The sequence below is a fragment of the Promicromonospora sp. NPDC060204 genome, from assembly GCF_042728455.1.
In the GTDB taxonomy this organism is placed as follows: Bacteria; Actinomycetota; Actinomycetes; order Actinomycetales; family Cellulomonadaceae; genus Promicromonospora.
On the sequence record NZ_JBHWZO010000063.1, the window covers coordinates 1 to 26,747 of the forward strand.

General features: G+C 72.1%; 24 protein-coding genes. 18 read left to right on the forward strand and 6 right to left on the reverse strand.

The window, feature by feature from the left end:
* Positions 1-61 precede the first annotated feature (61 nt).
* Entirely contained in the window at positions 62-709 is a 648-nt protein-coding gene (phoU, locus tag ACFWEJ_RS10490; protein WP_377229146.1) for a phosphate signaling complex protein PhoU, read from the reverse strand.
* Between the two features lie 273 nt (positions 710-982).
* Between phoU and ACFWEJ_RS10495 the strand changes: the two genes are divergently transcribed.
* The 7 genes from ACFWEJ_RS10495 (at position 983) to pstB (ending at position 8,457) form a co-directional block, all read left to right on the forward strand.
* Positions 983-2,269 carry a sensor histidine kinase gene (locus ACFWEJ_RS10495; protein ID WP_377229147.1) on the forward strand — a complete coding sequence of 429 codons (1,287 nt, stop codon included), beginning with the start codon at positions 983-985 and terminating at the stop codon, positions 2,267-2,269.
* On the forward strand, positions 2,266-2,964 hold the full coding sequence (locus ACFWEJ_RS10500) for a response regulator transcription factor (RefSeq protein WP_377229148.1): 699 nt from the start codon (positions 2,266-2,268) through the stop codon (positions 2,962-2,964). Before ACFWEJ_RS10495 ends, ACFWEJ_RS10500 begins: the two co-directional genes overlap by 4 nt.
* 119 nt (positions 2,965-3,083) lie before the next feature.
* Positions 3,084-4,235, forward strand: coding sequence for a phosphate ABC transporter substrate-binding protein PstS (pstS, locus tag ACFWEJ_RS10505; RefSeq protein ID WP_377229149.1), 1,152 nt, complete (start codon positions 3,084-3,086; stop codon positions 4,233-4,235).
* A 232-nt stretch (positions 4,236-4,467) separates the two neighbouring features.
* A complete protein-coding gene (pstS, locus tag ACFWEJ_RS10510) occupies positions 4,468-5,535 on the forward strand; it encodes a phosphate ABC transporter substrate-binding protein PstS (RefSeq protein ID WP_377229168.1) in 1,068 nt (355 codons plus the stop codon).
* A 133-nt stretch (positions 5,536-5,668) separates the two neighbouring features.
* Positions 5,669-6,673 (forward strand): phosphate ABC transporter permease subunit PstC, encoded by a 1,005-nt coding sequence (gene pstC, locus ACFWEJ_RS10515; RefSeq protein ID WP_377229150.1) that lies wholly within the window; start codon positions 5,669-5,671, stop codon positions 6,671-6,673.
* Positions 6,673-7,632 carry a phosphate ABC transporter permease PstA gene (gene pstA / locus ACFWEJ_RS10520; protein ID WP_377229151.1) on the forward strand — a complete coding sequence of 320 codons (960 nt, stop codon included), beginning with the start codon at positions 6,673-6,675 and terminating at the stop codon, positions 7,630-7,632. The genes pstC and pstA overlap by 1 nt, the downstream gene beginning before the upstream one ends.
* A 45-nt stretch (positions 7,633-7,677) precedes the next feature.
* The gene (pstB, locus tag ACFWEJ_RS10525; protein WP_377229152.1) at positions 7,678-8,457 is read left to right on the forward strand and encodes a phosphate ABC transporter ATP-binding protein PstB; all 780 of its coding nucleotides are present in this window, start codon (positions 7,678-7,680) and stop codon (positions 8,455-8,457) included.
* A gap of 114 nt (positions 8,458-8,571) precedes the next feature.
* On the opposite strand, the gene ACFWEJ_RS10530 is transcribed toward pstB, so the two are convergent.
* Positions 8,572-9,111: a hypothetical protein gene (locus ACFWEJ_RS10530; protein WP_377229153.1), complete on the reverse strand. Its 540-nt coding sequence runs from the start codon at positions 9,109-9,111 to the stop codon at positions 8,572-8,574.
* A 304-nt stretch (positions 9,112-9,415) separates the two neighbouring features.
* Between ACFWEJ_RS10530 and ACFWEJ_RS10535 the strand changes: the two genes are divergently transcribed.
* From ACFWEJ_RS10535 to ACFWEJ_RS10550, 4 genes are all read left to right on the forward strand, one after another.
* On the forward strand, positions 9,416-9,898 hold the full coding sequence (locus ACFWEJ_RS10535; RefSeq protein WP_020017968.1) for a CarD family transcriptional regulator: 483 nt from the start codon (positions 9,416-9,418) through the stop codon (positions 9,896-9,898).
* Positions 9,899-10,006: 108 nt separating this feature from the next.
* A complete protein-coding gene (gene ispD, locus ACFWEJ_RS10540; RefSeq protein ID WP_377229154.1) occupies positions 10,007-10,723 on the forward strand; it encodes a 2-C-methyl-D-erythritol 4-phosphate cytidylyltransferase in 717 nt (238 codons plus the stop codon).
* Positions 10,720-11,265, forward strand: coding sequence for a 2-C-methyl-D-erythritol 2,4-cyclodiphosphate synthase (gene ispF, locus ACFWEJ_RS10545; protein ID WP_377229155.1), 546 nt, complete (start codon positions 10,720-10,722; stop codon positions 11,263-11,265). The genes ispD and ispF overlap by 4 nt, the downstream gene beginning before the upstream one ends.
* Positions 11,262-11,861, forward strand: coding sequence for a TetR/AcrR family transcriptional regulator (locus tag ACFWEJ_RS10550; protein WP_377229156.1), 600 nt, complete (start codon positions 11,262-11,264; stop codon positions 11,859-11,861). Before ispF ends, ACFWEJ_RS10550 begins: the two co-directional genes overlap by 4 nt.
* 34 nt (positions 11,862-11,895) lie before the next feature.
* Here ACFWEJ_RS10550 and ACFWEJ_RS10555 read toward each other — a convergent pair whose 3' ends face one another.
* Positions 11,896-13,233 carry a D-arabinono-1,4-lactone oxidase gene (locus ACFWEJ_RS10555; protein WP_377229157.1) on the reverse strand — a complete coding sequence of 446 codons (1,338 nt, stop codon included), beginning with the start codon at positions 13,231-13,233 and terminating at the stop codon, positions 11,896-11,898.
* Positions 13,234-13,289: 56 nt separating this feature from the next.
* Between ACFWEJ_RS10555 and ACFWEJ_RS10560 the strand changes: the two genes are divergently transcribed.
* From ACFWEJ_RS10560 to rlmB, 5 genes are read left to right on the forward strand one after another with little or no spacing between them, the layout of a single operon-like run.
* On the forward strand, positions 13,290-14,519 hold the full coding sequence (locus ACFWEJ_RS10560) for an amino acid deaminase/aldolase (protein ID WP_377229158.1): 1,230 nt from the start codon (positions 13,290-13,292) through the stop codon (positions 14,517-14,519).
* A 33-nt stretch (positions 14,520-14,552) separates the two neighbouring features.
* Complete coding sequence (locus tag ACFWEJ_RS10565; protein WP_377229159.1) at positions 14,553-15,803, forward strand: low temperature requirement protein A; 1,251 nt, start codon at positions 14,553-14,555, stop codon at positions 15,801-15,803.
* Positions 15,804-15,820: 17 nt separating this feature from the next.
* The gene (locus ACFWEJ_RS10570; protein WP_377229160.1) at positions 15,821-16,279 is read left to right on the forward strand and encodes an SRPBCC family protein; all 459 of its coding nucleotides are present in this window, start codon (positions 15,821-15,823) and stop codon (positions 16,277-16,279) included.
* Between the two features lie 20 nt (positions 16,280-16,299).
* Positions 16,300-17,727 carry a cysteine--tRNA ligase gene (gene cysS / locus ACFWEJ_RS10575; protein ID WP_377229161.1) on the forward strand — a complete coding sequence of 476 codons (1,428 nt, stop codon included), beginning with the start codon at positions 16,300-16,302 and terminating at the stop codon, positions 17,725-17,727.
* Between the two features lie 32 nt (positions 17,728-17,759).
* Positions 17,760-18,758 carry a 23S rRNA (guanosine(2251)-2'-O)-methyltransferase RlmB gene (gene rlmB, locus ACFWEJ_RS10580; RefSeq protein ID WP_377229162.1) on the forward strand — a complete coding sequence of 333 codons (999 nt, stop codon included), beginning with the start codon at positions 17,760-17,762 and terminating at the stop codon, positions 18,756-18,758.
* 5 nt (positions 18,759-18,763) lie between these two features.
* Here the strand turns inward: rlmB and ACFWEJ_RS10585 are convergent, their stop codons facing one another.
* The 3 genes from ACFWEJ_RS10585 to otsB all read right to left on the reverse strand — a co-directional run bounded on the left by ACFWEJ_RS10585 (position 18,764) and on the right by otsB (position 23,754).
* Positions 18,764-20,008, reverse strand: a complete 1,245-nt coding sequence (locus ACFWEJ_RS10585) for a DUF4032 domain-containing protein (protein WP_377229163.1) — start codon at positions 20,006-20,008, stop codon at positions 18,764-18,766.
* Between the two features lie 145 nt (positions 20,009-20,153).
* Positions 20,154-21,272: an ABC transporter ATP-binding protein gene (locus ACFWEJ_RS10590; RefSeq protein WP_377229164.1), complete on the reverse strand. Its 1,119-nt coding sequence runs from the start codon at positions 21,270-21,272 to the stop codon at positions 20,154-20,156.
* A 151-nt stretch (positions 21,273-21,423) separates the two neighbouring features.
* A complete protein-coding gene (gene otsB, locus ACFWEJ_RS10595; RefSeq protein WP_377229165.1) occupies positions 21,424-23,754 on the reverse strand; it encodes a trehalose-phosphatase in 2,331 nt (776 codons plus the stop codon).
* A 175-nt stretch (positions 23,755-23,929) separates the two neighbouring features.
* Between otsB and ACFWEJ_RS10600 the strand changes: the two genes are divergently transcribed.
* Positions 23,930-25,744: a protein kinase gene (locus tag ACFWEJ_RS10600; protein WP_377229166.1), complete on the forward strand. Its 1,815-nt coding sequence runs from the start codon at positions 23,930-23,932 to the stop codon at positions 25,742-25,744.
* A gap of 121 nt (positions 25,745-25,865) precedes the next feature.
* Positions 25,866-26,714 (forward strand): DsbA family protein, encoded by an 849-nt coding sequence (locus tag ACFWEJ_RS10605; RefSeq protein ID WP_377229167.1) that lies wholly within the window; start codon positions 25,866-25,868, stop codon positions 26,712-26,714.
* The last annotated feature ends 33 nt before the right edge of the window (positions 26,715-26,747 follow it).

Consider the following 26,747-nt stretch of genomic DNA (forward strand, 5'->3'; position numbering starts at 1 on the left):
CTTCTGTGCCGCTCAGAAGCGCAAATAGCCAGCACTCAACGGCTTGTCAGGGGCGGGTGGGTCACTCCTCCGGGAAGTCGCCCGTGACCAGGAAGGTCACGCGGCGGGCGACCGACACGCCGTGGTCGCCGAACCGCTCGTAGTAGCGGCCCACCAGCGTCACGTCGACGGCCTCCTGCACGGTGCCCTGCCAGCCCGGCGCCAGGAGCGTGTTGAACGTCTCCTGGTGCAGCTCGTCGATGATGTCGTCGTCGCGCTCCAGCGCCTCCGCCACCGACAGGTCGCGCGTGGCGAGCAGCTTGGTGGTGCGCTGGGCCACCCGGACGGCGGCGTCGTGCATCTTGGCGAACGTGTCCCGGGCCTCCGGGACGATCGCCTGGGCGGGGTAGCGCCCGCGCGCCACCTGGGCGACGTGGCGCGCCAGGTCGCCCATCCGCTCCAGCGACGCGCTCATGCGCAGGGCGCTGACGACCACCCGCAGGTCGGTCGCGACCGGGGCCTGCTGCGCGAGCAGGTGCACGCACCGCTCGTCGAGCGAGTCCTCGATGGCGTCGATGGTCTTGTCGGAGGCGATCACCTCCTGCGCAAGCTGAAGGTCGGCCTCCAGCAGCGCCGTTCCGGCGCGGGTGATGGCGGACTCGACGAGCCTGCTCATCTCGGTCAGGTCGTCGCCGACCTGCTGGAGCTCGGCATCGAAGATCTGTCGCATCGGTTTCCTCTCGCACTCGTGGCGCGCGAACGGTTCGCGTCCGCTGTCGCGCCGCCGTGAGGCGGGCAGGGCCGACGCACGGCCGGGCCGGCCGCCCGGACACGTCCCGGAACGGCGCACGGCACAGCTACCGCCCGCACCCACCTAGGTTCGACGGCGCGATGTACTGGGAGGTTAACGCTCATCCCCCCTGACATGAACAGTAGGCGACGCGATCCTCCGACCGCCCGCCCACGTCCGTCAGCGGTTGAAACGTCGACCTACCCTGGAGGCGTGGACGGAATCATCTCCGGGGTACCGGTGCTGGTCGCCGGAATTCTCGGCGTGATCGTCGGCGTGGTCGCCACCGTGGCGTTCCGCGTCTCCGAACGGCATCAGCACGCCCTGCCCCCGACCGAACCCGACGAGCTCGACGCGGGCCTCGTGCGTGTGCTCTCCGTGCTGCGTTCCGCCGCCGTGGTGCTCGACGGCGAGGACGAGGTGATCCGCGCGTCGCCCCCGGCCTACGCCCTCGGCGTGGTGCGCAACGACGCCCTGGTGCACGCCGCCATCACGGACCTGGTCGCCCTGGTGCGGCGCGACGGCGTGATCCGCGAGCAGGAGCTGGAGCTGCCCCGCGGCCCGGTGGGCCAGGGCACGGTGCTGCTGCAGGTGCGCGTCGCGCCGCTCGGCCTGGACCGGGTGCTGGTGCTCGCCGAGGACCGCACGGAGGCCCGCCGCGTCGAGGCGATCCGCCGCGACTTCGTGGTCAACGTCTCCCACGAGCTGAAGACGCCGGTCGGCGCGCTGGCGCTGCTCGCGGAGACCGTGGCCGACGCCGCCGACGACCCCGTCGCCGTCCGCCGGTTCACCGAGCGCATGCAGCGCGAGGCCGTGCGGCTGTCCGCGCTGGTGCAGGAGATCATCGAGCTGTCCCGCCTGCAGGGCGCCGGCGCGGTGCCCAAGCTGACGCCCGTCCCGATCCGCGAGGTCGTGGAGGAGGCGGTCGACCGGGCGCGCACCACGGCCCAGGCCAAGAACATCGCGATCACCATGGGCGGCGACCTGGACACCGAGGTGTACGGGGACCACAACCTCCTGGTCACCGCGGTCCGCAACCTGGTGGACAACGCCGTGGCCTACTCCGGGCCCGCCAGCCGGGTGGGCGTCGGGGTGAACGAGCGGGGCGGCCTCGTCGAGATCGCCGTCGTGGACCAGGGCGTCGGGATCGCCGAGGACGCGCAGGACCGCGTCTTCGAACGCTTCTACCGGGTGGACCCGGCGCGCTCGCGCGACACCGGCGGGACCGGCCTGGGGCTCAGTATCGTCAAGCATGTCGCGGCCGACCACGGCGGCGACGTCCAGATGTGGTCCGAGCCCGGACGGGGCTCGACCTTCACGCTGCGGATCCCCTCCGCGGACCGGCCCGGCGCAGGCCGGGTCACCCCGCCCTCCCTGGCGGACGTCGTCCGCGACGGCGAGGAGCAGGACCGGGGCGAGCAGCAGGACCAGCAGGACTCGCAGGACCAGCACAAGGCCGCGGACACCGCGGCCACGAAGAACGAGGAGGTAGGTGCGTGACGCGCATCCTGGTGGTCGAGGACGAGGAGTCGTACCGGGACCCGCTGACGTACCAGCTGACCCGCGAGGGGTTCGAGGTGATCGAGGCCGCCGACGGCGTCTCGGCGCTCGCCGCGTACGACGCGGAGGGGGCGGACCTCGTGCTGCTCGACCTGATGCTGCCCGGCCTGTCGGGCACCGAGGTGTGCCGCGAGCTGCGGGCCCGCGGTGACGTGCCGGTCATCATGCTGACCGCGAAGGACTCCGAGATCGACAAGGTGGTGGGCCTCGAGCTCGGCGCCGACGACTACGTGACCAAGCCGTACTCCTACCGGGAGCTGCTGGCCCGGGTGCGGGCCGTGCTGCGGCGCCGCCAGCCCACCGACTCCACGGACCAGGACGAGGACGGCGTGCTGGAGGTCGGGCCGGTGCGGATGGACGTGGAGCGGCACACCGTGGCCGTCTCCGGGGAGAGCGTGGCCCTGCCGCTCAAGGAGTTCGACCTGCTCGAGCTGCTGATGCGCAACGCCGGCCGGGTGCTGACCCGCGGCCAGCTCATCGACCGCGTCTGGGGCGCCGACTACGTGGGCGACACCAAGACGCTCGACGTCCACGTCAAGCGCATCCGTTCGAAGATCGAGCCCGACCCGGGCACCCCGAAGTACCTGCTCACGGTGCGCGGTCTGGGCTACAAGCTGGCCGACGACGAGGGGTGACCCCAGGCGAGGTGCGCCCCGGAAGTGGCGCACCTCACGGGTGAAACGTGAACGCTGGTCACCCTCCGTTCATCCGGCGTTTGCTCGCGGGACCGCGCCCCTGAGTAGTTTCGCGAACCGTGAGCACCCCCCATTACACCCGCCTCGTCTCCGCCGCCACCGCCGGCGCCCTCGTGCTGCCGCTCGCGGGCTGCGCAGCGGCCGGGCTGCCCGGGTTCGGCGGCGAGGCGGAGCCGACGGCCACCGCCGAGGCGCAGGTCGTCGTCGCCGGCACGTTCGCCGGCGCCGGTGCCTCGTCCCAGGAGTCGGCGATGGAGGCCTGGATCAGCGGGTTCCAGGAGCAGCACCCCGACGCCGCGGTCAGCTACGACCCCGTCGGGTCGGGCGACGGCCGCGAGTCGTTCCTCGCGGGCAACACGGCCTTCGGCGCCTCCGACGTCGCACTGAGCGACGAGGAGATGGCGGCCTCCGGCCCGGCCTGCGACGGCGGCAACGCGATCGACCTGCCGGTCTACATCAGCCCGATCGCGGTGGCCTTCAACGTCGAGGGGGTCGACCAGCTCAACCTGTCCTCGGACCTCATCGCGCGGATCTTCACGGGCCAGGTCACGCGGTGGGACGACCCGGCGATCGTCGCGGCCAACCCCGAGGCGAAGCTGCCCGCGCTGGAGATCACCCCGGTGCACCGGTCCGACGACTCCGGCACCACCGAGAACTTCACCGACTACCTGCACGCGACGGCGCCCGGTGCCTGGCCGTACCCGCCGGACGGCGTCTGGCCGCTGCCGCAGGGCTTCGCGGCCGAGGGGACGGGCGGCGTCACGGACACGGTCCGCTCCACGCCGGGCGGCATCACCTACGCCGACGCCTCCCGCACGTCCGACCTGGGGCGCGCCGCCATCCTGGTCGGCGACGAGTACGTGCCCTACAGCGCGGACGCCGCGGCCGCCGTCGTCGACATCTCGCCGCGGATCGAGAACCGCTACGAGCACGACCTCGCCTTCGCGCTCGACCGGACGATCGACAAGCCCTTCGCCTACCCGATGGTGCTCGTGTCCTACCTCGTCGTGTGCTCGCGGTACGAGGACAAGGCGAAGGGCAGCTTCGTCAAGGAGTTCGTCGCGTACGTCGCGTCGGCCGAGGGGCAGCAGCGCGCGGCCGCGGCAGCCGGCAACGCCGCGATCTCGCCCGACGTCCAGGCCTGGATCGCCGAGGCCGCGAAGGCCATCTATCTGACCCGGGACCGCCCGGAGGAGCAGGCCGGCGGATGACCTCCGGAACGCACGGCGGGTGGCTCGCGGCAGGGCGTGTCATGGTGATCGTGTTGCGTATCACCCGCTCCCCACAGGCTTGTTCACCCTCCGTTTACCTGGACCTGGTGAGCAGGTCACTCCACCTGCCTAGCGTCCCGTCTGACGCCGCGGCGCTCGCCGCGCGTACGACTTGAACAGGATGGAAAGACACGTGAAGATCAGCCGATTCCCCCGCGTTGGCTCCGCTGTCATGGTGGGCGCGCTCGCGCTGAGCCTCGCAGCCTGCGGGTCTGACCCGACGACCGGTGCCGAGCCCAGTGAGGCAGCGGGCGGCGAGGCCATCTCCGGCGACTTCGCCGGCGCCGGGGCGTCGTCCCAGGAGTCCGCGATGGAGGCCTGGGTCGCCGGCTTCCAGGGCGCGAACCCGGACGTCACGATCAACTACGACCCGGCCGGCTCCGGCGCGGGCCGCGAGCAGTTCCTCGCGGGCGGCGTGCAGTGGGCCGGTTCGGACTCCGCGCTCGACGACGAGGAGCTCGCCGCCTCGGCCGAGGTCTGCGGCCCCGACGGCGCCATCGACCTGCCGATCTACGTGAGCCCGATCGCCGTGGCCTTCAACCTGCCCGGCGTCGACTCGCTGAACCTCTCCTCCGAGGTCATCGCCAACATCTTCAACGGCGAGATCAAGAAGTGGAACGACGACGCGATCGCGGCGGACAACCCCGACGCCGACCTCCCGGACACCGACATCACGCCGGTGCACCGCCTCGACGACTCGGGCACCACCGAGAACTTCACCGAGTACCTGTCGGCGACGGCCCCCGAGGCCTGGACCGACGAGCCCGACGGTGTCTGGCCGCTCAAGGGCGGCGACTCCGCCGAGGGCACGTCCGGTGTGGTCGGTGTCGTGACCGACACCGAGGGCGCCGTCACCTACGCCGACGCCTCCAAGGTCGGCACGCTGGGCACCGCGGCCATCAAGGTCGGCGACACGTTCGTGGAGCACTCGCCTGAGGCCGCCGCCGCCACGGTGGACGCCTCCCCGCGCGTCGAGGGCCGTGCCGAGCACGACTTCGCGATCGAGGTCAACCGCACGCTGACCGACCCGACCACCTACCCGCTGGTGCTGGTCTCCTACGCCATCGCCTGCACCAACTACGCCGACGAGGCGCAGGGCAACTTCGTCAAGGCCTTCCTGGCCTACCAGGCCTCCGAGGAGGGTCAGCAGGCCGCGGCCGACGCCGCGGGCAACGCGCCCATCTCGGCGGCCACCGCCGAGCAGGTCGCCGCCGCGATCGAGTCGATCACGGTCGGCTGACGAAACACATGAACACCGGCCGGCGGCCGGACCGAACGGCGCCGACGGCGTCGCAGGTCCGGTCGCCGGCACAGCCATGTCAGTCACTGATCCCGATCCCCCCACCACGAGCGACGAGCATCGAGGAGCTCTTGTGACCACCACCGACAGTCCGCCGGACGCCCAGCCCGGCCGACTGAAGCCGCCCGCCCGACGGCGCAACCACGGCGACACCGAACGCGGCTTCAGCCGGGTGTTCCGCTGGATCACCACCGGGTCCGGCGCGTTCCTGCTGCTGGTCCTGGCGGCCGTCGCGGTGTTCCTCATCGCGCGCGGCCTGCCCGCGCTGATGGCCTCGCCCGAGGAGCTCAGCGGCAAGGGCGGCCTGCCCGCGGGGATGAACTCGCTCTGGGACCTGGTCGGCCCCCTCGTGTTCGGCACCCTGCTGGCCGCGGCCATGGCGCTGCTGCTCGCGACGCCGGTCGCCATCGGGATCGCGCTGTTCATCTCGCACTACGCGCCGCGCCGCGCCGCCTCGGTGATCGGCTACGTGATCGACCTCCTCGCGGCGATCCCGTCCGTGGTGTTCGGCCTCTGGGGCGGGCGTACGCTGGCCCCGATCATCAGCGACGTGTGGGTGTGGATCGCGGGCGTCCTCGACTTCCTGCCGTTCTGGACCGTGAACGTGACGAACACGGGCCGCTCGCTCGCGACGGCGTCCGTGGTGCTCGCGGTGATGGTCCTGCCGATCATCACCGCCGTCTCCCGCGAGGTCTTCCTGCAGACCCCGACGCTGCACGAGGAGGCGGCGCTCGCCCTGGGCGCCACACGCTGGGAGATGATCCGCACCGCCGTGCTGCCGTTCGGCCGCTCCGGCGTGATCTCCGCCGCGATGCTCGGCCTCGGCCGCGCGCTCGGCGAGACGATGGCGGTCCTGATGATCCTGTCGCCCGGCATCCTCTACTCGTTCCAGATCTTCGACTCCGGCCAGCAGCAGACCATCGCGGCCTTCATCGCGTCGCGGTTCGCCGAGGCCAGCGGGCTCGCGGTGAACGTGCTCATCGCCACCGGCCTCGCGCTGTTCGTCATCACCATGGTGGTCAACATGGGCGCCCGCGCGATCGTCGCGCGGCGCAAGGAATTCTCGGGAGCCAACTGATGAGCGCCACGACCTCGATCACGGACGACACCGGCGCCGTCGAGCGCACGCGTGCCCTCCTGACCGCCGCCGACACCGGCCGCAGGCGCACCGACCGGATCATGACGGTGCTGATCTACGGCGCCTTCACGCTCGCCGTCATCCCGCTGGTGTCCCTCCTGTGGACCGTCCTCGTGAACGGCATCGAGCGGTTCAACGGTGACTTCCTCTTCACGTCGATGCGCGGCGTCTTCGGCGGTATGGACATGGGCGGCGCCTACCACGCCGCCGTCGGCACGCTGATGATCACGCTGACCGCCACTGTCATCTCGGTGCCGATCGGCCTGCTCGTGGCCATCTACCTCGTCGAGTACGGCCGGGGCGCGCTCGCCCGGGCGACGACCTTCTTCGTGGACGTCATGACGGGTATCCCGTCGATCGTCGCCGGCCTGTTCGCCTTCGCGCTGTTCACGATCTTCCTGGGCCCGGGCGCCAAGCTCGGCATCATCGCGGCCGTCGCCCTGAGCGTGCTGATGATCCCCGTGGTCGTGCGCTCCTGCGAGGAGATGCTCAAGCTCGTGCCCAACGAGCTGCGGGAGGCGTCGTACGCGCTGGGCGTGCCCAAGTGGCTCACCGTCGTCCGGGTCGTGCTGCGCACCTCCGTCGCCGGCATCACGACGGGCGTGCTGCTCTCCATCGCCCGCGTGATCGGCGAGACCGCCCCGATCCTGATCACCGCCGGCGTCTCGGACTCGATCAACTTCAACCCGTTCGACGGCCGCATGATGACGCTGCCCGTCTACATCTTCAGCCAGTACCGCCAGGGCCCTGTGCCCTGCCGCGAGGATGCGCTTGACTGCCTGGTGAACATCAACTTCGACCGGGCCTGGGCCGCCGCGCTCCTGCTGATCATCATCGTCATGCTCCTCAACCTCATCGGGCGCCTCGTGACCCGGTGGTTCTCCCCGAAGCTGCGCTGACGCGCAGACCCGCCTCAGCCGCAGCTCACACGAAGGAATGATCCGATGGCACAGCGCATCGACGTGAAAGACCTGAACATCTACTACGGCGACTTCCTCGCCGTGGAGGGTGTGTCCATGACGATCGACCCCAAGTCCGTCACGGCCTTCATCGGCCCGTCGGGCTGCGGCAAGTCGACGTTCCTGCGCACCCTGAACCGCATGCACGAGGTGATCCCCGGGGCCCGCGTCGACGGCTCCGTGGAGCTCGAGGGCGTCGACCTGTACGGCGACGACGTCGACCCCGTGGCCGTGCGCCGGACGGTCGGCATGGTGTTCCAGCGCCCCAACCCGTTCCCCACCATGTCCATCCGGGACAACGTGCTGGCGGGCGTGAAGCTGAACAACAAGCGGATCACCAAGTCGGACGCGGACAACCTGGTCGAGTCGTCCCTGCGCGGCGCCAACCTCTGGAACGAGGTCAAGGACCGCCTGGAGAAGCCCGGTTCCGGCCTGTCGGGCGGCCAGCAGCAGCGCCTCTGCATCGCCCGCGCCATCGCGGTGAAGCCGCAGGTGGTCCTCATGGACGAGCCGTGCTCGGCCCTGGACCCGATCTCCACGCTGGCGATCGAGGACCTGATCCAGGAGCTCAAGAAGGACTACACGATCGTCATCGTCACGCACAACATGCAGCAGGCGGCGCGCGTGAGCGACCGGACGGCGTTCTTCAACATCGCGGGCACCGGCAGGCCCGGCCGCCTCATCGAGATGAACGACACCGCGACGATCTTCTCGTCGCCGGCGGAGAAGGCCACCGAGGACTACGTCTCGGGCCGCTTCGGGTGACGGACCGTCGCTGACCGGCCCCGGCCGGAAGACACCTCTGGCGAGGTAGGACGGCGGTCCAACCTCGCCAGAGGTGTGTTTGCTGACTGTGTGCCGGGCCGGGAGCCCGGCGGGTCACTCCGAGGGGGAGGGGGACGGCGACACCGACGGGTCGACGAGCACCTCGACCGGGAGGTAGTCGGCGTACTCCGAGAGGGTGCCGTCGAGGACCGGGAGCTGGAACTCCTTGGTGTCGGTGCCGACGGTCAGGGTCGCGTCGAGGTAGTTGCCCGGTGCGGCGCCCACGGTGTCGAGCAGGGCGGCCTCGCCGGTCTCGGTGCCCAGGTAGACGGTGCCGCCTGCCGGGACCTCGACGATCACGGGGGCGGCGCCGGGGGCCTGGAGCGTGAACGACGCGTCGTCGGCCGTCTCGTTGGCCAGCGCGCCCAGCACGTTGCCGGCCTCGCCCTCGGCGGCGGACACGACCATGAGGTTGATGCCGCGCAGGTCCGTGTCCTCCTCGCCCAGGACGGAGACCCCGACGCCGTCGGACGGGTCGTAGGGCTTCGTCGTTGTGGTCGGGGCGCAGGCCGCCAGCAGGAGGGCTCCCGCAGCGAGGACCGCCGCGACGGCGGTGGTGCGGGCGCCTCGGGCGGCGGTGGCGCGACGGGACACGGTGAACTCCCTGATGTTCGTCTGGTTCGGGCGGGGTCGGATCCCCGCAATATCCTAGTGGGCCCGAGGGCGTGCCCGCGCATCGCCGAAGGTGACGAACCACCCGGTCAGGGAGTGGCAACGGTCACGGCTACGGAACGATCCGACCGGGGTCGCGGGGGTGAGGATCACCCCACCTACCCGGGCGGACAACGCTCTGACCTGCGGAAACGCTGTTCGCGAGGGGGTCGGACAAACGCCAAGGGTGCAAGTTCTTCAGATCACGCCGTGGTAACCTGGTTTCAGGGAAAGGGGACATCTGCAGATGACGTTCACAGTAGGCGAGACGGTTGTCTACCCGCACCATGGCGCGGCGCTGATCGAAGAGATCAAGACCCGCAAGATTCGCGGCGAAGAAAAGATGTACCTCAAGCTCAAGGTTGCCCAGGGCGACCTGACCATCGAGGTCCCGGCGGAGAACGTCGACCTGGTGGGGGTACGCGACGTCGTCGGCCAGGAGGGTCTCGACCGCGTGTTCGAGGTGCTTCGCGCGCCGTACACGGAAGAGCCCACCAACTGGTCGCGCCGGTACAAGGCGAACCTCGAGAAGCTCGCGTCGGGCGATGTCATCAAGGTGGCCGAGGTCGTTCGCGACCTGTCCCGCCGTGACGCCGACCGCGGTCTTTCCGCAGGTGAGAAGCGAATGCTTGCGAAGGCACGGCAGATCCTGGTGTCCGAGCTCGCGCTGGCCGAGCACACCGAGGAGGAGAAGGCGGAAGCCATCCTCGACGAGGTCCTCGCTTCCTGACCCACCCACAGGATCCCCAGCTCCACTGATGCACCGGTCTGGCGACCGGTGCATCGTGCCCCACGGGATCCTTCGCTTCAATCATGATCCTGTGGGGACCCCGACGAGATGACGACCCTTGCAATCCTGACGGCCGCCGGCTCGGGCTCCCGACTAGGCAGAGACCTGCCCAAGGCACTGGTGGAGCTCGACGGCTTCCCGCTCGTGCTGCACGCGGCGCGGCGCCTGGCGGCGTCGGGAGTCGTGGGCTCGATCGTGGTGACCGCGCCCGACGGGCTCGTGGGCGTGATGGCCGACCTCATGGCCGACGACCCGCACGTCGACGTCCCTGTCGAGGTGACGGACGGCGGCCCCACCCGGCAGGCCTCGGTGCACGCCGGCCTGGCGCTCGCCCGGCCGGGTGACGACGTGGTGCTGGTGCACGACGCGGCTCGCCCGCTCGTCCCGCCGGACCTCGTCCGGCGGGTCGTGGCAGCCGTCCGCAGCGGCCACGGGGCCGTGGTGCCCGGTCTGCCGGTCACGGACACGGTGAAGCAGGTGCGGCCGGACGGCGACGCCGAGCTGGTCACGGGTACCCCGGACCGCTCGATGCTGCGGGCCGTGCAGACGCCCCAGGGGTTCGCGCGCGACCTGCTGGTGCGCGCGCACAGGACGGGCGCCGCCCGGGCCCAGGCGGAGCACCTCGCGGCGACGGACGACGCCGGCCTCGTCGAGGTGCTCGGCGAGCCGGTGCACATCGTGCCGGGGGACGCCGCCGCCTTCAAGATCACCACCGAACGCGACCTGTGGCTCGCGTCCCTCGTGCTGCAGGAGAGCAACGCATGACCGACCCGTCGAGCACGCCGGACCCCGCCGTCCCGGCCGCCGCGTACCCCCTGCCGCGCACGGGCATCGGCGTCGACGTGCACGCCTTCGCGCCGGACGGGACGGACCGCGAGATGTGGCTCGGGGGCCTGCACTGGCCGGGCGAACGCGGCCTGGCCGGGCACTCCGACGCCGACGTCGCCGCGCACGCGGCGGCCGACGCGCTGTTCTCCGCGGCGGGCCTCGGCGACCTCGGGTCGCACTTCGGGACAGGCCGTCCCGAGTGGGCGGGGGCCTCCGGGACCACGCTGCTGGCCGAGGCCGCGAGGCGCGTTCGGTCTGCGGGGTACATGATCGGTAATGTGGCTGTTCAGGTGATCGGAAACCATCCGCGGGTCGGCACGCGGCGCGACGAGGCTCAGGCGGCGCTGTCCGCCGCCGCGGGCGCGCCCGTCTCCCTGACCGCGACCACCACTGATGCGCTCGGGCTGACCGGGCGCGGCGAGGGCGTCGCGGCGATCGCGACCGCGCTCGTCGTGCCCGACGGCAGGACTGCGGTATGAACAACAAGCGCAAGCCGCTGGACGAACGGCGCGCCGAGATCGTCGAGGCCGGGCTGAGCGTGGCGATGCGCGAGGGCGTCGAGTCGGTGACCGTGCGCCGCGTGGCGCAGGAGGCCGGCATCTCGCTGGGCACCGTGCACTACTGCTTCGACGACAAGGACGCGATGCTGCGGGCCATGGGCCGGGCCATCGCGATGCGGGCGTCCGAGCCCATGATCTCGGCGCTGGAGGTCGGGCCGGACCGCACGACCTTGGCCGACACGGCCGTGGACGCCCTCCTGACGGGCCTCAAGCAGCACCAGCACATGCGGCTGCTCACCTTTGAGTTCGCCGTCTCGGGCGCGCGCACGCCGGTGCTGCGCGAGGTGGCGCAGGCGCACCTCAAGCAGAGCATCGTGATGACGCGGGAGTACCTGCTGCGGCTGGCCGAGGTCGCCGAGGCCAAGTACCGGACCGACATCGACGCGCTGGCGCGCACGGTGGCGATCCGGATCGACGGCATCGAGCTGGCCTGGATGGTCGACCAGGACGACGCCGCGGCGCGGTCCGCCTTCGCCGACCTGACCCACGACGTGTTCGACGACATGCAGCCCTGAGCCGGGCCTTCCCGCCGGAGCTCGGCGGCCGGGCCTAGATGGCGAAGACCCGCTGGGTGTACGGGTTGGCGAACACGCCCTCGGGGTCGGCCGCCTCGCGCGCCCGCCGGAAGTCGCCGAAGCGGCGGTACTGGCCCGCCAGGTAGTCGGCGTCGCGCGTGTGCATCTTGCCCCAGTGCGGGCGCCCGCCCGCGGCGGTGAAGATCTGCTCGGCGGCGTCGAAGTACCGCGCGTACGGCAGCCGCCAGTACTGGTGCACGGCGACGTACGCGGTGTCGCGGCCGTACGCGGTCGAGAGCCACACGTCGTCGGCGGGGGCGAAGCGCACCTCGACCGGGAACGGGACGTTCTCGCCGGTGGACCGCTGCCAGGCGTCGAGCTGGTTCAGCACGTCGACCACGGCCGCCCGCGGCACCGCGTACTCCATCTCGCGGAACCGCACCCGGCGGTGGGTGCAGAACACCTGGTGCGACGGCGCCGTGTACCGGCGGGCGCTCAGGGCGCGGGCCGAGATCGCGTTCAGCGTGGGGGTCGCCGCCGGGATCAGGGTCGCGATCTGGTTGACGGTCCCGAAGAGCGCGTTCGACAGCACCTCCTCGTCGAGGAAGGAGCGGGCCGCCCCGGCCGCCTTCCGCAGGGAGTGCGCGAGGCCCGACCCCGCGTTCACCCCGGCGTCGACCCGGGTGTTGCGCAGGGTCAGGGCGCGGCGCGTGGCGGGGAACCAGTAGAACTCGAAGTGGTCGCTGCCCGCCACGAGGTCGTCGAGCTCCTCGAAGACCCGGTCCAGGGGCCACGGCTCCTCGACGGCCTGCAGGTCGAACGCCGGGACCGCCTCGACGGTCACGGTGCTCAGCACGCCCGTGGCGCCGAGGCCGAGGCGGGAGGCCTCGAACAGGTCGTGCCGCTCGGTGGGCGCGGCGCGGACGACGTCGCCGTCGGGCCCCACGACCGTCAGCGCCCGGACGCGGGTGGCGAGCCCGCCGAACCGCGCGCCGGTGCCGTGCGTGCCCGTCGAGATGGCGCCGGCGACCGACTGCCGGTCGATGTCGCCGAGGTTCTGCATGGCCAGCCCGCGCTCGGCCAGGATCTGGTTGAGCTGGTGCAGCCGCATGCCCGCGCCCACCGTGACCAGGGCGTGCCCGGTGTCGGGGTCGCGCTCGACCCGGTGCAGGGCGTCGAGGTGGTCGAGGTTGAGCAGCACGCCGTCCGTGGCCGCCGCCGGCATGAACGAGTGCCCGGCGCCGACGGCGCGCACGGGGTGCCCGTCCTTCACGGCGCGGCGCACGGCGTCGGACAGCTCGTCCTCGGAGGCCGGCTGCTCCAGCCGCGCGGGGGTGGCGGTCACGTTGCGTGCCCAGTTCGTCCAGATCACCGGAGCACTATCCCACGGGCCCGCGCTGCTGGACAGAACCGGAGTAGCGTTCGGGCATGAGCTCCGCAGCAGACACCGCCGCGCGGCTTTCCGCCGCCACGTCCGGCCTGCCGGCCCCGGTCGCCGTGGTCGACCTGGACGTGTTCGACACCAACGCGCTCGACATCCTCAAGCGGGCCGACGGCGTACCCGTCCGCGTCGCGTCGAAGTCCGTGCGCGTGCGCTCGCTGGTCGAGCGGGCGCTCGGCCACGGGTTCGCCGGCGTCATGGCCTACTCGCTGCGCGAGGCGCTGTGGCTGGTGGGCACGGGTGTGCGCGACGTGCTGGTGGGCTACCCGACGGTCGACCGGGAGGCCCTGGCCACGCTGGCGGCCGATCCCGCGGCGCGCGCCGAGATCACCCTGATGGTCGACGACGTGGCGCACCTCGGGCTGATCGCCGAGGCCGAGGAGCGCGTGGGCGCGGGCGGCCCGGCCGCCGCCACGTCGGGCACGGCGGCCGGGCGGCCGATCCAGGTCTGCCTGGACGTCGACTGCTCGCTGCGGGTCGGCGTGGGGCCGCTGACGGCGCACCTCGGCGTGCGCCGCTCGCCCCTGCGCGAGCCCGGCGACGTCGCCGCCCTCGCCACCGTGGCCCAGGCCAGGGGGCTGGCCGTGCGCGGCCTGATGTTCTACGAGGCCCAGGTGGCCGGCCTGCCGGACACCAGCCCCGCCGTCCGGCTCGTCAAGCGACTCACGATGCGCGAGGTCAACGACCGCCGGGTGCGCATCCTCGCGGCCGTCCGCGACGCCGTGGGGCAGGACGTGGAGCTCGTCAACGCGGGCGGGACCGGCTCGATCGAGGTGAGCGGCAGCGCCCCCGGCGTCACCGAGGTGACGTCCGGCTCCGGACTGTTCGCGCCCGGCCTGTTCGACGGCTACCGCTCCTTCGAGGCGCGTCCGGCGGCGTTCTTCGGGCTCGACGTGGTGCGCGAGCCCGCCCCCGGCTGGGTCACGGCCTTCGCGGGCGGGTACGCGGCGTCGGGCCAGGCGGGCAAGGCGCGGCTGCCGCGCCTGTTCACGCCCGGATACACGCTGAGCGGGACCGAGGGCGCGGGCGAGGTCCAGACGCCGCTGCGGGCCACGCGTGCCGACGGCGCTCCCCTCCGCACGGGCGACCGCGTCTGGCTCCGGCACGCGAAGGCCGGCGAGATGATGGAGCGGTTCGACCAGGTGCACCTCGTGCGAGGCTCCGAGATCACCGAGACGGTGCCCAGCTACCGGGGCGAGCACAAGAACTTCGGGTAGTCCGGGGGACGGGCCATCGGGTAGAACAAGCCCATGCCCACACTGCACCACCGCACCCGGCCGATGACGGGGCGCGACCCGCACGAGCCGGCCCGCACGGCGACCCCGCTGGAGCTGCTGTTCGACCTCACGTTCGTGGTCGCGTTCGGGGTGGCCGGCGAGCAGGGCGCCCACCTCCTCGCGGAGGGGCACGTCGCGTCGGGCATCATCGGGTTCGCGTTCTCGATGTTCGCCATCTGCTGGGCGTGGATCAACTTCACCTGGTTCGCCTCCGCCTTCGACACCGACGACTGGTTCTACCGCGTCACCACGATGGTGCAGATGATCGGCGTCGTGATCCTCGCGCTCGGCCTGCCCGCGATGTTCAGCTCCCTCGACGAGGGCGACCGCGTGCACAACGAGGTCATGGTCGCCGGGTACATCGTGATGCGCCTGGCCATGCTCGTGCAGTGGCTGCGCGCGGCCAAGCAGGCGCCCGAGTACCGCGCCACCTGCATGGCGTACGTGCGCACGCTGGTCATCACGCAGATCGGCTGGGCCGTGCTGGCCGTCGCGCCCGTGACCGTCCCGGTCTTCTTCGTGGGCGGCGTGCTGCTGGGCGTCGCGGAGATGGCGGGGCCGCTGATCGCCGAGCGGTTCCGCACGGCCGGTCCCGGCCAGAAGAGCACGCCCTGGCACGCCCACCACATGGCCGAGCGCTACGGGCTGCTGGCCATCATCACGCTCGGCGAGGGCGTGATCGGCACCGTCGCGTCGCTGTCCGCCGTCGTCGAGGGCTCCGGCTGGACGCTCGACGCCGCCCTGGTCGCGCTCGCGGGCACGGGTCTCACCTTCGGGCTCTGGTGGACCTACTACCTCACGCCGGACGCCGAGCTGCTGCACCGGCACCGGGAGCGGTCGTTCAGCTGGGGCTACGGCAACATCGTGGTCTTCGCGGCGCTCGCCGGCGTGGGGGCGGGGCTGCACGTCGCGGGCTACTACCTGGACCACGAGTCGCACCTCGGCCCCGTCGCGACGGTGCTCGCGGTCGCCGTGCCGGTGCTCGTGTTCGTGGTGGCCGACTACACGCAGTTCTGGGTCCTGTCCCGGTCGTTCAGCCCCCTGCACCTGTTCCTCGTGATCGGCACCGTGGTGGTGCTCGCCGTGGCGGTCGCCGTCGCGGCGGCGGGCCTCGGCATGGCGTGGTCCCTGCTCCTGGTCATGCTCGCTCCCGCCGTGTCGGTCGTCGGGTACGAGGTGCGCGGGCACCAGCACGTGGCGCGCGTGCTCGCCGACGCCACCTAGACCGCTAGCCTGCACGGATGCGAGCAGCGGTGACGGTGCACATGGACGCCTCCCCCGAGCGGGTCTGGGACCTGCTCAGCGACGTCACGCGGGTGGGCGAGCTGAGTCCCGAGACCTTCGAGGCGGAGTGGACCGACGGCGCGACCGGACCCGCCGTCGGCGCCCACTTCCGGGGGCACGTGCGGCGCAACGGGGTGGGACCCGTGTACTGGTCGCAGTGCAAGGTGACCCACTGCGAGCCCGGCCGCGACTTCGGCTTCACCGTGTACCTGGGCGGCCGGCGCCTGAACAACTGGCGCTACCGGCTGGCACCCGCCGACGGCGGCACGGACGTCACCGAGTCGTTCGAGCTGGAGCAGCGCGGGGTCGCCCGCGTGTACTGGGCGCTGGCCGGCTGGCACCGGCGCCGGGTGAACGTCCGCGGCATGCGGCAGACCCTGGAACGAGCCCGGGCAATTGTCGAGGCGGGAAGCTGAAGCGCCGGTACCCTTGACAGGTGACTATTCGCCTGTTTGACACCGCTGCGCGCGAGGTGCGCGACCTGAACCCCATCACCCCGGGCGAGGTCGGCATCTACCTGTGTGGCGCCACGGTGCAGGCACCCCCTCATGTGGGCCATCTGCGCCCGGTCATCGCGTTCGACGTGCTGCGCCGGTGGCTCACCCGACGGGGCCTGAAGGTCACCCTGATCCGCAACGTCACCGACATCGACGACAAGGTGCTGGCCAAGTCGGCCGCCGCCGGCCGCGAGTGGTGGGCGCACGCCGCGCTGTACGAGCGCGTGTTCACCCAGGCGTACGACGCGCTCGGCGTCATCCCGCCCACCTACGAGCCGCGGGCCACCGGCAGCGTGCCCGAGATGGTCGCGCTCATGGAGCGCCTCGTCGAGAAGGGCCACGCCTACACCACCGGTGAGGGCAACGTCTGGTTCGACGTCCACTCCTGGCCCGCCTACGGCGAGCTGACCCGGCAGCGGGTCGAGGACCTCAGCCCCGAGGAGGGCGCGGAGGTCACGGCAGGGTCCGCCGCCGCGGCCAAGAAGAACCCGCACGACTTCGCGCTGTGGAAGGCCGCCAAGCCGGGCGAGCCGGAGTCGGCGTCCTGGGACACCCCGTTCGGCCGCGGCCGGCCGGGCTGGCACCTGGAGTGCTCCGCGATGGCCCGCCGCTACCTGGGCGAGACGTTCGACATCCACGGCGGCGGCCTCGACCTGCGGTTCCCGCACCACGAGAACGAGCAGGCGCAGTCGCGGGCCGCGGGCTACGGGTTCGCGCAGCGCTGGATGCACGTCGCGTGGGTCACCCAGGCCGGCGTCAAGATGTCGAAGTCCCTGGGCAACGGGCTGCTGGTCAGCGAGCTGCTGGCCCAGGCGCCCGCGCCCGTGGTGCGCTACGCGCTGGCGGCCGTGCAGTACCGGTCCATGCTCGAGTGGGCGCCCGACACGCTGGACGAGGCGCGCACCACGTGGGAGCGCCTGTCCGGCTTCGTCACGCGCGCCTCGGAGCGGGTGGGCGACGTCCCGGCCGAGGAGGTCGCCAAGGCGGAGGTCCCCGAGGCGTTCGCCGCCGCGATGGACGACGACCTGAACGTGCCGCAGGCGCTCGCCGTCGTGCACGAGCACCTGCGGGCAGGCAACACGGCCCTCGCCTCCGGGAGCGACGCCGCCGTCCGTGACGAGCTGGTGACGCTCCGTGCGATGCTGGACGTGCTGGGCCTGGACCCGGCAGACCCGCAGTGGTCGACGTCGGGCGACGACCGGTACGCGACGGCCCTGGACGGCCTCGTGGCCGCGGAGCTCAAGGCGCGCGCGGAGGCGCGTGCCGCGAAGGACTGGGCCACCTCCGACGCGATCCGGGACCGCCTCGCGGCCGCGGGCATCGAGGTCCAGGACAACGCCGACGGGGCCCGCTGGTCCCTCTCCTGATCTGACACCCCGGCTAGAGACGAGAAACAAAGATGGCAGGCAATTCCAAGCGCGCCGGAGCGGTGCGCAAGGCCGGTTCCAAGAAGGGCGCGCAGGTCGGCACCGGCGGGCACAGCCGCAAGGGGCTGCAGGGCAAGGGCCCGACGCCCAAGGCGGAGGACCGCACGTACCACCCCGCGCACCAGCGCAAGGTCGCGGCCGAGAAGCGGGCGACCGCGGCCGGACGCCGTCCGGGCAGCCCGGGCGGACGCGGCGCCGGTCGCAAGGGCGCCGGGGCGGCCGAGGTCGTCGCCGGCCGCAACGCCGTGCTGGAGGCGCTGCGCGCGGAGATGCCCACCGAGGGCATCTACCTGGCCTCGCGCCTGGAGTCGGACGACCGTACCCAGGAGATCCTGGAGATCGCGCACACGCGCAGCCTGCCGATGTTCGAGGCGTCGCGCCTCGACCTGGACAAGATCACCGACGGCGCCGTGCACCAGGGCGTCGCGATGAAGGTGCCGGCCTACGACTACAAGGACGCCGACGACCTGCTCGACGTCGCGGCCGAGGCGGGGGAGCCCCCGCTGATCGTGGCGCTGGACGGCGTCACCGACCCCCGCAACCTCGGGGCCGTGCTGCGGTCCGCCGGGGCGTTCGGCGCGCACGGCGTGCTGGTGCCGGAGCGGCGCGCGGCCGGCGTGACGGCGTCGGCGTGGAAGGTGTCCGCGGGCGCCGCCGCGCGCGTGCCCGTGGCGCGTGCGACCAACCTGGCGCGCGAGCTCGCCGAGCTGAAGAAGACCGGCTGCTTCGTGGTGGGGCTCGACGCGGGCGGCGACATGCCCGTGGGCGAGCTCGCGTACGCGAACGACCCGCTGGTGCTGGTGGTCGGCTCGGAGGGCAAGGGCCTGTCCCGCCTCGTGCGCGACACGTGCGACGCGGTGGTCTCGATCCCGATCGCGGCCACGACGGAGTCGCTGAACGCCGCGGTGGCGGCGGGCATCACGCTGTACGAGGTCGCGAAGCAGCGGGGCGAGGCCGGCCAGGTCGGCTAGACCCGCTAGGCCTGCTGCTCGGCCTCGCCCGGTGCGAGGCCGAGCAGGGCGTCCTCGTCGGGCCGGTGCCGCAGCACGTTCTCCACGTAGGACGTCGCGGCCTCGGGCAGCGGGATGTCCCGCTGCGCCTGCTGGGAGATGAACCAGCGGTGGTCGAGGATCTCGTGGAACAGCTGCGCCGGCTCCAGCTTGCGCCGCATCTCGCGGGGCACGGCGTCGATCGTGGGGCGGAAGACCTGGCGGACCCAGGCGTGCGCCACGATCTGCTCCTGGTCGTTCTGCCGGTCGGTCGCGGCACGGAAGCTGTCCAGGTCGTTGAGCATGCGGCGTGCCTGGTTCTCCTGCACGTCCAGGCCCGTCAGGCGCAGCAGCCGGCGCGAGTGGTGCCCGGCGTCGACCACCTTGGGCTGGATGCGCACCTTGGTGCCGTCGATGTCGGTGGTGATCTCCAGCTCGCCCACGTCGAAGCCGAGGTCGTTGAGCCGCTCGATGCGGGCGGCGACGCGCCAGCGCTCCTCGGAGTCGAACGCCTCCGAGATGGTCAGGGCGGCCCACAGCTCCTGGTAGCGCTCCACCAGGGCGTCGCCGATGGACACCTCGTCGACGTCCTCGTCGAGCAGCTCGCCGGCGGCCAGGTCCATCAGCTCGCCGATGATGTTGGTGCGCGCCAGGTCGACGTCGTAGTTGCGCTGGCCGTCCGTGAGCTGGCGGTGCATGTCGCCGGTCTCGGCGTCGACCAGGTAGGCGGCGAAGGTCTCTGCGTCGCGCCGGAAGAGCGTGTTGGACAGCGAGACGTCGCCCCAGTAGAAGCCGACGAGGTGCAGGCGCACCAGGAGCACCGCGAGGGCGTCGATGAGCCGCGTGGCGGTGTCGGGGCGCAGGTCCTGGCTGAACAGGGCGCGGTAGGGCAGGGAGAACGGCAGGTGCTCGGTGATCAGCACGGCCTCGAGCCGCTCGCCGTCGGGCGCGCTGCGGCCCGTGATGACGCCGACCGGTACGACCGACGGCACCTCGATGCGGTGCAGCTGGCGCAGCAGCGCGTACTCGCGGTAGGCGACGGTCTCGCCGATCTCCTTGATCGCCAGCACCCGGCCGCCGTGGTTGACGAAGCGGACCACGTGCCGCGAGATGCCCTGGGGCAGCGCGGCGAGCACCTCGTCCGGCCACTCGGCCAGGGGGATGTGCCAGGGGAGGTCCAGCAGAGTGGGGTCGGGTGCGACCGCGGTGATCTGGAGGTTCTGCTGGGGCATGGGCACCATTCTGGATGACGGGAGCGCCGAGGTAGAACTGCGGCGAGATAGAACTGTGGCGAGACGGAACGCCAGCGGGTGCTGACGTCCTGTCTCGCCACAGTTCTACTTCGCCACGGTTCTACCTCGGCGAGGGAGGCTCGGATCAGCCGAGACGCTCACCCGAGGTCGCGGAGAACACGTGCGAGTGACCGGCCTGGATGGCGACGGAGATGACGTCACCCTTGTCCGGCACACCGCGCGGGTCGATGCGCACGATGACCTGGTTGGTGTCGCCGGCGGAGAGGTCGACGTCGGCGGCGTCGCCCTTGAGCGAGCCGTAGACGAAGGCGTCGGAGCCGAGCTCCTCGACCAGGTTGACCTCGACCTCGAACGAGCCGGCGGTGCCGGACGGGACGACGTCGAGGGCCTCGGGACGGAAGCCCAGGGTGACCTTGCCGCCGTCGGCCTCGCTGAGGTTGCTCGCGATCGAGCGCTCGAGCGGGACGCTGGCCGAACCGACCTTGACGCCACCCTCCTTGACGTCGAACGTGCCGATGTTCATGGCGGGCGAGCCGATGAAGCCGGCGACGAACACGTTGTTCGGGCGGTCGTACATCTCACGCGGGGTGCCGACCTGCTGCAGGATGCCGCCGTTGAGGACCGCGATGCGGTCGCCCATCGTGAGGGCCTCGGTCTGGTCGTGGGTCACGTAGACCGTGGTGACGCCCAGGCGACGCTGCAGCGACGCGATCTGCGTACGGGTCTGGACACGGAGCTTGGCGTCGAGGTTCGACAGCGGCTCGTCCATGAGGAACACCTGCGGCTGGCGCACGATGGCGCGGCCCATGGCGACGCGCTGACGCTGACCACCGGAGAGGGCCTTCGGCTTGCGGTCGAGGTACTCGGTGAGGTCGAGGATCTTCGCGGCCTCCTCGACACGCTGGCGGATCTCCGCCTTCGGCGTGCCGGCGATCTTCAGCGCGAAGCCCATGTTGTCCGCCACCGACATGTGCGGGTAGAGCGCGTAGTTCTGGAAGACCATCGCGATGTCGCGGTCCTTGGGCTGCACGTCGGTGACGTCGCGGTCACCGATGAAGATGTGCCCGCCGTTGACGTCCTCGAGCCCCGCGAGCATGCGCAGCGAGGTGGACTTGCCGCAGCCGGACGGGCCGACGAGAACGAGGAACTCGCCGTCCTCGATCTCCAGGTTCAGCTGGTCGACGGCCGGGCGCTCCGTGCCCGGGTAGACGCGCGTCGCGTGGTCGAAAGTGACCGTAGCCATGAGAAAACATCCCTCCACCGGCAGGTACGTGCCGGACGATCCGTTGTGGTCGGGTGCCGTTGCTTCCACTCGCGTGTCGGCGGTGACACTGTTGCAGCGCGATCGTACCCCGGTTGGTCAAGGCCGCGGTATCGACCGGGTCACGTACGGGTCAGTCCTCCCCGCGCAGCGTGCGGGCGAGGCCGGCCAGGACGGCGGCGAGCGCGTCCGGGTCGGGCACGCGGTGGGAGGCGAGCGTGTCGCCCGTGCCCACCTTGATCGACAGGTCGCCGGACTCGAGCGCGCCGAAGGCCTGCTCGTCGGTGGTGTCGTCGCCCGCGTACAGCACGCGCACCTTCTCGACGCCCAGCTCGGCCGCCACGGTGCCGCGCAGCCGGCGCAGCGCCTCGCCCTTGCTGGTGGTCACCACCGACACCTCGACCACGTCCTTGCCGTGCATCACGGGCAGGCCCAGGTTGGCCGCGACCTCGTCGGCGGCCACGGTGATGGCGGCGGCGTCGTCCACGCTCGCCAGGCGCGTGTGCACGACGGCGGCCGCGGGCTTGACCTGCACCCAGGCCCCCTCGCGCCCGGACACCGCGGACTCGAAGCCAGCGACGAGCGCGTCGAGCTGGCCGGACTGCACGGTGGTCAGGTGGAAGGGCACCTGGTCGACGCCGGTGGCGGTGGCCCGCCCGGCCTCCGCGCCGTGGCTGCCCACGAGGAACGTGCCCTCGGGGGCGACCGTGCGCTCGGCGAGGTCGGACAGGTCGCGGCCGGAGACGAACGCGAGGCGCACCGGCGCCTCCTGCGCGAGCGCGTGCAGCTGCTCGACCGCGGTCCGCGCCGCGCGCGTCATGGTCGACGCCTTGGGGTCGTCCACGAGCGGCGCCAGCGTCCCGTCGAAGTCGGAGGCGAGCAGCCAGCCCGTCGTCGGCTTCTTGCGGCGACCGTTCCCGTTGCCCATGCGCGCGAGCCGGCCCTTGGCGGGGATGCCGTCGGGCACGGTGGTGAACGCCGTCAGCGCGTCCCGGAGGTTCTGGTGCCGGGGCTCCGTCGAGCGCGGATCCACGCTGAGCGGCCGCGGCGGCACGGCGGTGAGCACCCCGAGGAAGGTCTCGGACCACTTGGCCACGTCGTCGGCCAGGACCTTGCGGCGCAGGCGGCGCATGCGGCGCCGCTGCTCCCGGGGGTCCATGGTCGCGGCGGCCACGATGATGTCCTTCATGCCGTCGATGTCGTGCGGGTTGACCAGCAGGGGGCCGGGGGAGAGCTCGTCGGCCGCGCCGGTGAACTCGCTCAGCACCAGGGCGCCGCGCTCGTCGGAGCGGGCGGCGATGTACTCCTTGGCCACCAGGTTCATGCCGTCGCGCAGCGAGGTCACCAGCAGCACGTCGGCCGCGAGGTAGAGCGCCGCCATCTCCTCCGGCGGGTAGGAGTGGTGCAGGTAGTGGATCGCCGAGTGGCCCAGCTCGCCGTACTCGCCGTTGATCCGGCCCACCAGCACCTCGACGTGCTCCCGGAGCTCCTGGTAGGCGCCCACGTTCTCGCGGCTGGGGCTCGCGACCTGCACGAGCGTGGCGTGCTCGACGTCGAGGCGGCCGTCGTCGAGCAGCTCGCCGTACGCCTTGATGCGGTGCCGGATGCCCTTGGTGTAGTCGAGGCGGTCCACGCCCAGCATCAGCGTGTCCGGGTTGCCCAGGTCCGCCTTGATCTCCTTGGCGCGGGCCTGGACCTCGGGGGTGCGCGCGAGCGTGTCGAACCGGTGGGAGTCGATCGAGATCGGGAACGACGACGCGCGCACGTGCCGGCCGGGCCGCCCGTCGGCGTCCGGGATGGTGATGACGGGGCCGCGCGTGGTGAACCCGGTCAGCCGCCGTGCCGAGCGCACGAAGTTCGCGGCGTCGCCGTTGCGCTGGAAGCCCACGAGGTCCGCGCCGAGCAGGCCGTCGATGATCTGCCGTCGCCACGGGAGCTGCGCGAACAGCTCGACCGGCGGGAACGGGATGTGGTCGAAGAACCCGATCCGCAGGTCCGGCCGCAGGTCACGCAGCATGCGGGGGACGAGCTGGAGCTGGTAGTCGTGCACCCAGACGACGGCGCCCTCCGCTGCTTGCTCGGCGGCGGCGTCGGCGAAGCGCTGGTTGACCCGGCGGTAGGCGTCCCACCACTGGCGGTGGTAGTCCGGGGGCGCGATGACGTCGTGGTAAAGCGGCCACAGGGTCGCGTTCGAGAAGCCCTCGTAGTAGCGCTCGATCTCGGTGGCGCTGAGCGTGACCGGCACCAGCAGCATGCCGTCCGCCTCGAAGGGCTCGTGCGCGAGGTCGGGGGCGCCGGACCAGCCGACCCAGGCGCCGTCGGCGCCCTGCATGACCGGTTCGAGTGCCGTGACCAGGCCGCCCGGCGACCGCTGCCAGGTGAGGTCGCCCTTGGGGCCGACCGAGAAGTCGACCGGGAGCCGGTTCGCGACGACGACCAGATCGTACCCGTCTTTACCCGGCAATGTACTGCTCCTTATGTGTGGATGATTCTCGCTCTGCTGCGTCAAGAGTAACGAGGTCTCTTCCCTGCTCAGGGTAACGATGTCCGGTTCCACTCGAACGCCGAGGCGTCGCGGTGCTGGTCAGGGCGTGGTTGTTGGCGGGCATCCGTCGTCCGCGACGGCTACGGTGTGCCTCATGGAGGAGGTGGAGGCCCAGATCGCGCACCCGCACGGCGCCGGCCCCGCTGCCGGTACGAAGCTCGGCGGGTACACGGTCGTGCGTGAGATCGGGTCGGGCGCCATGGGCGCGGTCTACCGCGCGCAGGACGACGGCGGGAACGCCGTCGCGCTGAAGATGCTCCACCGCCACCTCGACGACCCGGCGGCCCGCGAGCGGCTGCGCCGCGAGGCCACCGCGCTGCAGGGACTCCGGCACCCCGCCGTGGCACGGGTGCTGGACGCCGAGCTCGAGGGGCCCGACGCCTTCATCGTCACCGAGCTCGTCGAGGGCCCCACGCTCGAGGAGGAGATCGACGCGCGCGGTCCCCTGGACTCCCGCGACCTCTTCGAGCTCGCCGACCAGCTCGCGGACGCCCTCGAGGCCGTCCATGGCACCGGCGTCGTGCACCGGGACCTGACGCCGTCCAACGTGCTCATCGCGCGCACCGGGCCGGTCCTGATCGACTTCGGGCTCGCGCAGGGCCCGGGCGACGTCCGGGCGACCCGGACCGGGTTCGTCATGGGCACCCCCGGCTACCTCGCGCCCGAGCTGCTCGACGGCGCGGAGCCCGGCCCCGACACCGACTGGTGGTCCTGGGCCGCCGTCCTCGCGTTCGCCGGCACTGGCCGCGCGCCGTTCGGCGTGCGGCCCACCGAGCTCGTGCTGCGCCGCTCGCGGCAGGGCCAGGCCGACCTCGACGGGCTGCAGTCGCGGGCGGGCCGGGCGCTCGCGGCGGCGCTGCGGGCCGTGCCCGCCGAGCGCTGGGGCCCGAACGAGGTGGCGCGGGCGCTCAAGGCCGAGTCGGATGCTTTCGTCGCTACGACGACGGGGGAGGGCGGCCCGGAGACGACGGTCCTCGACCCTTCCGGCGACGGGACCACCGTGGCCGCGGTCGACGCCGGCTCGACGCGCGTCATGCCGAAGGGCCTGCTGCCCCGGCGGCGGCCCGTCTCCGCGGCGGCCGGCGGTGCCGGGGTCGGTGCGGCGGCCGGAGCCGCCGCTGCCGCGCGCACCCGCGACCCCGTGGGCGGCGTGAGCGACCTGGCGCAGGGCGCGGGCCGGGCCAAGGGCCGGTCGGTCACGGGCCGGGCGGTGGGCTCGCCGGGTCCGGGCGCGACGTCGGGCGGGACCGCCCTCCTGCCGGAGCCGGTGAGCCCCGCACGCGTCACCGGCTACCGCACGCTGTTCCTGACGCTCACCCTCGCCCTCATGACGCTCGCCGCGACCCGGCCCGGCGCCGCCGTCGCTGTGCTCGTGGCCCTGCTCGTCGTGACCCGCCTGGCCGGCATCGCAGTCGACGAGTTCCGCAGCCGCCGCGCGCGGCGCGGGCCGAGCCGCAGCGACGCGCTGGTGGCGACCCTCGTGTCCCCCTGGCACCTCGTGCGCGCCGTGTTCGGCGTGCTGCCCGCCGTGGCCGTCGGCATCTGCGCCGGGGTGATCGTGGTGCTGCTGGGCCTGATGCTCTTCGCGCCCGGCAACGTGATCATCGCGCCCATCCCGACCGTCGAGGCCCGGTCCGTGGGCGGCATGAACCAGCCGATCGTAGACAGTCTCGTGCTCGCTGTCGGCATGCTGGTCACCGTGGTCGTGTCGTGGTGGGGCCCGGCGTCGTACGGGACCCGGGTCGGGGCCGGGCCGCTGCTGCGCCGGATCGCCCCGACCAAGGGCTCGAAGGTGCTGGTCACCCTGGTCGTGCTGGCGCTCGCGCTGCTCGCCGCGCTGCCCCTGTTCGGCAGCCCGGTGGACGTCGTCTGGTGGCCGCTGGGCGACCGGCCCGCCGTCACCTGGTGACCGCCGGTCCGGGTGTCCGGATCGTACAGAAACGTTCAGCAGTCTCCCAGCGAACGCTAGTAGGCTGGGTGAAGGCGCGTGTCGCGCCTCGCCCCATTGGCCCGCATCTCGAAGGACCCCGATGTCGACGAATCAGACCAAGGCACAGCGCCGCGACGCGGCCCGTGCCGAGGCCCTTGCTCTCCAGAAGAAGCAGCAGGCACGCGAGAAGCGCAGCCGCCTGATCGTGCTAGGACTCCTCGGGCTCGGAGTCATCGTCCTGGTCGTGGCGGTCGTCCTGATCTTCATGGAGTCGCAGAAGACGACCATGGAGAAGGTCGAGAACATCCCGGCCGGCGTGGTGCAGGAGACCGGCATCCCCGTGGGGGCCGACGGCGCCGCGGGCACCTCGAACGAGGGGGCCAAGACGCTCGACGTGTACGTCGACTACATGTGCCCCATCTGCGGCCAGTTCGAGCAGACCAACAGCGCGAGCATCACCGAGATGCGCGAGGCCGGTGACGTCACGTTCGTGGTGCACCCGGTCTCGATCCTCGACCGCACCTCGCAGGGCACCGAGTACTCGACGCGTGCGGCGTCGGCCGCGGCCTGGGTCGCCGACCGCGCCCCCGAGCAGTTCGCCGCGTTCCACGACGCGATGTTCGCGAGCCAGCCGGAGGAGAACACCGCGGGCCTGTCCGACGAGCAGATCGCCCAGGTCGCCGAGCAGGCGGGCGTGCCGGCCGACGTCGCCGCGGGCATCACCGAGGGCGACGCGACGGACACCTACCGGGAGTGGGTCGAGGCCTCCACGAAGGTCGCGAGCGAAGACCCCGACGTGGTCAACCCCGAGACCGGTCAGCTGGGGACGCCCAGCGTCCTGCTCGACGGCGAGCGGTTCACCGACTGGCAGACGCCCGGCGCGCTGACCCAGGCGATCACGGGCGAGGCCGCCGGCTCCGAGGAGCCGTCCCCGTCGCCGTCCGAGTAGTACCCGGCGAGTCGACGGCGGGGTCCCGGACTG